This window comes from Sedimentibacter sp., assembly GCF_033447055.1.
Taxonomy (GTDB): Bacteria; Bacillota; Clostridia; order Tissierellales; family Sedimentibacteraceae; genus Sedimentibacter.
The window spans coordinates 1-8,046 of sequence record NZ_JAWQJF010000138.1; the positions used below are offsets into that span (position 1 = coordinate 1).

Below are 8,046 nucleotides of genomic sequence, written 5' to 3' on the forward strand. Positions count from 1 at the left end.
ATAAGTTCGAAATTTCATTTATTTTATAGTAATTCTTCATTTATCCATCCCTTCACACAATTCCATTCCTTTAAATTCTAAGATATTTTAACACACTCCAAATAAATTGACAACTTATAATTCTACAAATAATATTTGAAAATTTCTTAAAAATATTATAATATATGAACATAAAACAATGGGGGGAAAAAATGAATTACGAAGAATCATTACAATTTATTCATTCCACTTATAAATTCGGTTCGAAGCTTGGTCTTCAAAATATTACAAAACTCACAGAGCTTTTGGGCAATCCTCAAGACAGTTATAAAATAATCCATGTAGCAGGAACAAACGGAAAGGGTTCCACAAGCAATATGATTCATGATGTACTCATGTCATCAGGTTATAAAACAGGATTGTTCATAAGTCCTTTTCTTGAAGAGTTTTCCGAAAGAATACAAACAAATAAAAAACATATTGATCACGATTCCCTTGCCAGAATCACATCATTGGTTAAAGAAAAAATAGATATTATGCTTAAGGAAGGTTTTAATCATCCAACTGAATTTGAAGTTGTAACTGCCATAGGATTCAAATATTTTCAGGAGCAAAGTATTGATTTTTTAGTGCTTGAAGTAGGTTTAGGCGGAAGATATGATGCAACAAACGTAGTGAAAAATACACTTGTTTCAGTTATAACCTCCATAAGTTATGACCACATGGAGTATCTTGGAGGCACGTTAGAAAAAATAGCATTTGAAAAAGCAGGGATAATAAAAGAAAATTCCTCTGTTGTAATATATCCTCAAGCAGAAAATATTGTAGATGAAATAGAGCATGTTGCAAAAGAGAAAAATGCAACTGTTTATTATACCCAAATGGACAATATTCAAAAAATAAGCGGAAATCTTACAAATCAATGGTTTAAATATTTAAAAACCGATGTATTCAATCTTCCTGAGGTAAAAATCAACTTCTTGGGAGAACATCAGCTTTATAATGCTTTAACAGCTCTTCGTACATTAGAAATAATCAAAGATTATGGATATGATATAACTGAAGAAAGCATAAAAAAAGGATTAAATGATTGCCGTTTTGCAGGAAGATTTGAAATATTGAAAGAAAATCCTGTCATAGTTCTTGACGGTGGTCACAACATCAATGGAATAGAATATTTTTCAAAAGCTGTAAAAGAAAATTTCAAAAACAATAAAATAATACTTTTCTTTGGAATGCTTAAAGATAAGAATCCAGAGGATGTTCTTCCTTATATACTTCCTTTGTGCAAAAAAATATACACATTAACACCAAATAATCAAAGAGCTATGAGCTCTGTAGATTTAGCAGAATTAATCAAAAAACACTCAGACATAGATGTTACTCCATTGATTAATTATGAAGAGATTATCCCAACACTTCAAAATATCAACAAAGATGAATATGTGGCATTTGTGGGCTCTCTGTACATGATAGGAGACGTAAGGACACTATTAAAAAGCAACGGATTTATTAAAAACAAAGAACAATAAACATAAGATACTTTCAATGATATATTAACGTTAATTATTGCGAAAAAAGGTCCGTACCCACAATCTTCTAATTAAGAATTGAAAATTGTTTAGCATAAAATTTAAGTTGTTGAATATTTTTAATAGTAACGTTAAATTGTAAAGGAGTTTAATAGATGGAAGGTAATGAATATAATGTAGAAGCGGAAGCGGAAGCATATTCTGCAGACGAAAATTCTACACAAGCTGAGCAAAATAAAAACATCTTAAAAGAAATGATTGATTTAGAACAAAAAATGAAAGACACAAATAATCATGCATTTAAGAAAACAACTTATTGGAATAAGATAAACAATACACAGGATAATCAAGATAAAGAAACACTTTTCAAAGAAATAATGGACGTTCTTTTAAGAATAGAATTCAAGTTAACTCAAATTGAAACTTTGCTAACAAAATAAAGGGATTTCCTTTTTGAGGCATCCCTTTATTTTGTTGTTATTAGCTAAAATCCAGACCACTGCAAGGGCCGCTTCCTGTACAAGAACCGATTTGATGACCTTGACCAAATTCCTTGCTAACTGTAATGTTGTCAATTTCATTACCACTTACATAAGGTTTGATTGCTGATACTAAAAGATTTTCATGTTTCCACAATTTATCGATGATTTTATAATCGATAAATAACAAGCAGTCATTTCCATCTACTCCAACCCTTACATCTTCAATAATAATTACTTTGCAAGAGCCATCAATTTGAGCTAATTCATTTCTGAATTGATTAAGTCCTGATGTATTATTAGTGTAAAATGCTCCGCTTGGGAATCTTGCAAATTGATGCCAAAAGCACGTTAATGTATCTTTTGGAGTTACAACAACCAAGGTTGTACCAGCAGATGAATTGTATCTTAATACTACTTCGAATTCAACGTTATTAATTATACGGTCGCAATTAGTAGAAGGGCTAATGTTCTCGTCTGCACACAACACTCTCCAACTTTGGATTGTTGGTGGTCCATCTGGTAAAAATCCTCCACGACAACCTGCACGACCATCGGGATTGCAAGGTATACAATAGGTTAGCGTACTTTCTTTAACACAAATATCACGAACATCCTCTACACAAATGTCATGACATACACAAGAAGCACTTTCAGCTTGATAACCAAAAGCTGCTCTATTTTCAGAATTTGTAAAAATTGCATTGCATTCGCAACAATTATCTGTTACACAATTTACTGACATAATATCGACTCCTTCAATATTTTTAATTATTTCATCATTTTCTTGAATTTCTTCAATCTTTTCAATTTCTTGAACTTTCTCAATTTCTTGAACTTTCTCAATTTCTTCGATAACGATTTTTTGTACTTCTTCAACTATTTCATTTTCTTTTATTTTTTCAACTTCTTTTTTATCTGTTCCTAAATAATCATCAGTGGTAACATCTAACTTATTGTTGTTATTATCTATATCATCCACTTCTTTTTCACAGTATATTACTATTTTTCCTTTTATATAATAAAGGTTTTTATGTTCTTCAGACATATATTCATCCCCTTTAATAACATTTTATGATTACTTATTAAAAGTGTTACAATATTCGATAATTTTCGCAAAAAAAGACGCCTTGATTTGAAAATTCAAAACGTCTGCTTTGTTTTTTTAATTCTAACTTAATTTCTTGTTGAAGTTGGGGGTCTCTACAAAAGCATGTTTTTGAGAACTTTCCTTTTAAATAGAAAAAGCAATAACTCAAGTACCAGGTACTTGAGTTATTGCTTTATAATAAAAAGATTTGTGATTGCACAAATCTTTAATTAAAAGTCAATTAACCCCAGACTTATTTTTAAACAGTCATCTACTTCACCCATGAGATTTCTGTCAAAACGTCCGATTTTTTCTTTTAAGCGCTTTTTGTCTATTGTACGTATTTGTTCCAACAAAACAACAGAATCTTTAGGCAAGCTAAAATCATCTGAACTAATTTCAATATGTGTAGGCAGCTTCGCCTTGTTAATCTGAGAAGTAATTGCAGATACTATAACTGTTGGACTATATCTATTACCTATGTCGTTTTGAACCACTAAAACCGGTCTTATGCCCCCCTGTTCAGAGCCAATGACAGGGCTTAAGTCGGCATAGTATACATCTCCCCTTTTAACAATCAAACTATTCACTTCCTATTAATTTTGTTTCATAGCTTAAAAAGTCCTCATAGTCCCCTTCTGAGTATTCTTCTGTAATACTTTTGTTAATGTTGCTCATTTCCAAATAACCGGCCTTCATTTTATTTCTGATTTCAATCTTTCTTTTCTCAATTAAATAAAACCTTATAGATTTTCTTATAAAGTCGCTTCTGTTAGTACCTTCTGCTTTAACTGCATTATCAAGTTCATTTAATAAGTTCTCTGGAATTGAAATCAATATTTTCTTGTTATCTGCCAAATCACACACCTCACAATTACTCTCTTAGTTCATTTAAACATATATAAGTGATTTTACCACATTAGAACAATAAGTTGTATGGTAACTTTTGTATTAATGTGAAAATTATTATTCTTCAATACTTATTTTTTTATATTGTATAGCTTTAACTAAATTATCATTTTTATAAATATAAATTGTGCTTGGAAGCAAGTTTTCTTTGCTGAAATTTAAAACATGCTTATATGTTCCATCCCAATATACTAATTCTTCCGGCATAGTATCCAAGTCAGTGTAAAATTTCCCGAAATCGAAATCATTAACAAGCAAATCTCCAATAACAAAGTTTTCTATTACAATACTGCTTTCCGGAAATTTACCATTGCTCAAAATACATCTTTTGTCTGATAAGAAAGCTGCGTTCCAAGATTTGTTTCCCGCATCTGTTCTTATACTATAATTATTATTTCTGCAAACAATATTAACATTATAAGTATTTTCGCTTTTTTCAGTATAAACTTTCATTAAAGCTTCCCCTGTATAATTTACAGGAATAACATACGCGTCATCACTTTTAACTAAACAGCCACACAACACAGTTAATATCAAAATCAAACAACATATTTTAAATTTCCTATCCATTCGAAAACCTGCTTCCATTGGTTATATAATACATATATGATGAAATATATGAATATATGACAACTGTATCAGCTCAATTTCCTTCAGCCACACAATATGCGATTGCATATACTTTTGTATGTGATATAGATAAATGGATAGTATCAATATTTGATTCTTCTGCCCTTTTTAATGCATTGTTCATTAATTTAACCATTGGCTTTCCTGAATCATCTTTTACTATTTCAATATCACACGGACCAAAATTTGTAAACCCCGTACCAAGACACTTTGAAACAGCTTCCTTTGCGGCAAACATTCCTGTTGCTGTCTGCGGATTGAATTTTCTTGTTTTTAAGTATTCTAATTCATCCTTTGAATAAATTTTTTTAAGAAACCTTTCGTTTTCAATGTTTTTTTTAATTCTGTCAACTTCAGCCATGTCTATTCCAGTACCTTTTATCATTGCAATTCTCCTTTGAATTTCAAAAAATCAATTGACAAAGTGCCGTTTGTATATAATAATTATATTACATGTTTATATGCATTACAACAAACTTTATTTTTTGGTTTTCTATACAAATTAATATTAGTTGAACATAAGTAAACTAAATTTTGCAACAAAGGAGTAATATATGAATAATGTTACAGTTGTCTCTCACCCATTAATACAGCATAAGCTTACAATGCTTAGAGACAAAAATACTTCCTCAAAGGATTTCAGAGAATTAGTAAGAGAAATCGCCATGTTAATGGCCTATGAGGTAACAAGAAATCTTCCGCTTAAAGAAGTGGAAATAGAAACACCAATTACTAAGACTATCGGCCAAACTCTGGCAGGAGAAGATATAGCAATTGTTCCTGTACTTAGAGCAGGCTTGGGAATGGTTGATGGTATGATTGACTTAATACCAAATGCGAAAATAGGTCACATAGGATTATACCGCAACGAAGAAACATTGCAACCGGTGGAATATTACTGCAAACTCCCAAAAGATATTGAAAACAGAATTGTAATTATAACTGAACCAATGCTTTCAACAGGCGGTTCTATGAATGGAGCTATATCTTTATTAAAAAAACACGGAGCCAAAAAAATAAAATCAATTCACTTAGTTTGTGCTCCTGAGGGACTTGCTAAGGTTACTGCAGCTCATCCTGATGTTGAAATTTACACAGCAGCAATTGATGAAAAATACAATGATATAGGGTATATCGTTCCAGGGTTAGGAGATGCCGGAGACAGATTATTCGGCACAAAGTAAGCAAATGACTTAATGGGGACGGACCTTTGAACAAAGGTCCGTCCCCAAACTCATTTATGCAGTTTGATTTCCTTGGCAAATCGTTTTCTCAATGTTATCTTAATTGTAATACTGGAGGATATTATGAGACATATATTTATAATTAACCCTGTTGCCGGAAAAGGCAAAACTCAACATGACATTGAAAATAAAATTCATGCTCTTTTGAAAAACAAAAAAACAGAATATGAAGTATACTTTACGAAGTTTAAAGGTGACGTCAATTCATTTGTAATCAACAAATGCAAAGATGAAATTCCAACAGTTTTTTATGCATGCGGCGGTGACGGAACTCTCCATGAAGTTATTAATTCAGCATACAATTTTAATCATGCCTGTGTTGGAATTATACCATGCGGATCAGGAAATGATTTCGTAAAAAATTTTGAAAATAGAACCTACTTCGAGGATATTGACTTACAAATAAACGGAGAGGTTGTAAAATTGGACCTTATAAAAGTTAAAGATGAATATGCAGCTTCTGTGTGCAACGTTGGATTTGATGCAGATGCAGGATTCAATATGCACAAATTTAAAAAAATTCCTTTTATAACAGGTTCAGGATGCTACATTATGTCAGTTTTTTATTGCCTGTTAAAAAAATTAGGAAAAGATTTAAAAGTAGTCATTGATGAAAGCGAAACAATAAATGGCACATTTCTGCTCGGTGTAATAGCAAATGGTCATTCGTATGGCGGTGGATATAAATGTGCGCCTAAGGCAGCAATTAATGACGGTATAATGGATTTGTGTTTCGTAAAAAATATGTCTCGGCTTAATATTATAAGTCTTATAAACAATTACAAAACAGGCAATCATTTAGAAAATAACAAATTAAAAAAATATATTACTTACAGAAAATGCAAGCATGTAAAAATAACTAGCGTGGAACCAATTAACTTATGCATTGACGGTGAAAACTATGCTTGTGATGAACTTGATTTTAAAATAGTTCCAAACGCATTAAATTTTTGGCTTCCAAAAGGTGTTCAAATTCAAGAAAATAAAAACAGGGACGGTTCTTTTTGATTGATGAACCGTCCCTGTTATTATTTAATTCATTGAAAGTTTGCCTGATAAGTTAGTGTTTTTCATAATTGCATTAACAGCAGCAGTACCAACAACTGTTACAACTGCAATTTCTCCAATTGCAACATACATAGCATTTATAATAAATGGTGTTCCAAATAAATACGTGAGTTCTAAACCAACAAAAATTGCATTTGATATTACCGGACCAAGACTTGCTAAAAGCAATGATTTTTTGTTAAATCCAAAAACTTTTTTCACTTGAATAATAAACAATACTGCAACAAAAGTAGCAAAAGATCCTACAACTATGTCTATGACACCTAAGGGGCTTGCCAAATTAGCTAAAATACACCCCAATACTAACCCTAAGCCATATTTAGGCTCTATAAAAGCAAATAATACTAAAATTTCTGCAACTCTGAATTGAACCTGTCCATAGCTCATAAACGCAAAAACATAAGTCAATGCTGCATAAGCCGCTGCTATAAGGGCAGTGTGTGTAATAAATTGTACATTGTTTTTTTTCATTAAAAAAACTCCTTTCAAATTAATTCTCGGAGTCACTAAAAAAACTTGATTTTTAAAGTGGGTGCCAAGAAAACACTTTGACAGTGGGGACGGTCCTTCTTGTCACACGCACTTTGTGTGACAAGAAGGACCGTCCCTATCTGTCTATTATATTTATTATCTCTTGCTGAACTGAGAAGCTCTTCTTGCTTTTTTCAAACCATATTTCTTTCTTTCTTTCATTCTTGAATCTCTAGTCAAGAATCCAGCTTTTTTAAGAATTGGTCTAAGTTCTCCATCAACCTGCAACAATGCTCTAGAAATACCATGTCTGATTGCTCCAGCTTGACCAGTGTATCCACCGCCCTTTACACTTACTAAAGCATCATATTGACCCATAGTATCTGTAATAAGTAGAGGTTCTCTAACTATAGTTCTTAAAGTTTCATATTTAATATATTCATTCAAGTCTCTTTTGTTTATAGTGATTTTTCCAGTTCCTGGAACTAATCTCACTCTAGCAATTGCACTTTTTCTTCTACCTGTTCCTCTGTATTGTACGTCCATCTAATTGTCCTCCTCCCTTATTAAAACTCGTATACTTGTGGTTTTTGAGCTTGGTTATTGTGCTCAGGACCTGCGTATACTTTAAGTTTTTTCAACAT

At 31.6% G+C, this 8,046-nt stretch carries 11 protein-coding genes; 4 read left to right on the forward strand and 7 right to left on the reverse strand.

Going from position 1 to position 8,046, the window contains the following annotated elements:
- Positions 1–191 precede the first annotated feature (191 nt).
- Positions 192–1,511, forward strand: coding sequence for a folylpolyglutamate synthase/dihydrofolate synthase family protein (locus SA378_RS09620; RefSeq protein WP_318525776.1), 1,320 nt, complete (start codon positions 192–194; stop codon positions 1,509–1,511).
- Positions 1,512–1,666: 155 nt separating this feature from the next.
- Entirely contained in the window at positions 1,667–1,951 is a 285-nt protein-coding gene (locus tag SA378_RS09625; RefSeq protein WP_318525777.1) for a hypothetical protein, read from the forward strand.
- Positions 1,952–1,991: 40 nt separating this feature from the next.
- Here SA378_RS09625 and SA378_RS09630 read toward each other — a convergent pair whose 3' ends face one another.
- The 5 genes from SA378_RS09630 to acpS all read right to left on the reverse strand — a co-directional run bounded on the left by SA378_RS09630 (position 1,992) and on the right by acpS (position 5,004).
- Positions 1,992–3,038, reverse strand: a complete 1,047-nt coding sequence (locus SA378_RS09630; protein WP_318525778.1) for a hypothetical protein — start codon at positions 3,036–3,038, stop codon at positions 1,992–1,994.
- Positions 3,039–3,310: 272 nt separating this feature from the next.
- Positions 3,311–3,661: a type II toxin-antitoxin system PemK/MazF family toxin gene (locus SA378_RS09635; protein ID WP_318525779.1), complete on the reverse strand. Its 351-nt coding sequence runs from the start codon at positions 3,659–3,661 to the stop codon at positions 3,311–3,313.
- Between the two features lies 1 nt (position 3,662).
- Positions 3,663–3,938, reverse strand: a complete 276-nt coding sequence (locus tag SA378_RS09640) for a CopG family ribbon-helix-helix protein (protein WP_318525780.1) — start codon at positions 3,936–3,938, stop codon at positions 3,663–3,665.
- A gap of 108 nt (positions 3,939–4,046) precedes the next feature.
- Positions 4,047–4,559 (reverse strand): hypothetical protein, encoded by a 513-nt coding sequence (locus SA378_RS09645; protein ID WP_318525781.1) that lies wholly within the window; start codon positions 4,557–4,559, stop codon positions 4,047–4,049.
- Positions 4,560–4,632: 73 nt separating this feature from the next.
- Positions 4,633–5,004 (reverse strand): holo-ACP synthase, encoded by a 372-nt coding sequence (gene acpS, locus SA378_RS09650; protein WP_318525782.1) that lies wholly within the window; start codon positions 5,002–5,004, stop codon positions 4,633–4,635.
- Positions 5,005–5,173: 169 nt separating this feature from the next.
- Between acpS and upp the strand changes: the two genes are divergently transcribed.
- Together upp and SA378_RS09660 are read left to right on the forward strand one after the other, a co-directional pair.
- On the forward strand, positions 5,174–5,803 hold the full coding sequence (gene upp / locus SA378_RS09655; RefSeq protein ID WP_318525783.1) for a uracil phosphoribosyltransferase: 630 nt from the start codon (positions 5,174–5,176) through the stop codon (positions 5,801–5,803).
- Positions 5,804–5,926: 123 nt separating this feature from the next.
- Complete coding sequence (locus tag SA378_RS09660; protein ID WP_318525784.1) at positions 5,927–6,871, forward strand: diacylglycerol/lipid kinase family protein; 945 nt, start codon at positions 5,927–5,929, stop codon at positions 6,869–6,871.
- 24 nt (positions 6,872–6,895) lie between these two features.
- Here the strand turns inward: SA378_RS09660 and SA378_RS09665 are convergent, their stop codons facing one another.
- Together SA378_RS09665 and rpsI are read right to left on the reverse strand one after the other, a co-directional pair.
- Positions 6,896–7,402 (reverse strand): QueT transporter family protein, encoded by a 507-nt coding sequence (locus tag SA378_RS09665; RefSeq protein ID WP_318525785.1) that lies wholly within the window; start codon positions 7,400–7,402, stop codon positions 6,896–6,898.
- A gap of 156 nt (positions 7,403–7,558) precedes the next feature.
- Positions 7,559–7,948: a 30S ribosomal protein S9 gene (rpsI, locus tag SA378_RS09670; protein ID WP_318525786.1), complete on the reverse strand. Its 390-nt coding sequence runs from the start codon at positions 7,946–7,948 to the stop codon at positions 7,559–7,561.
- Positions 7,949–8,046: the final 98 nt, after the last annotated feature.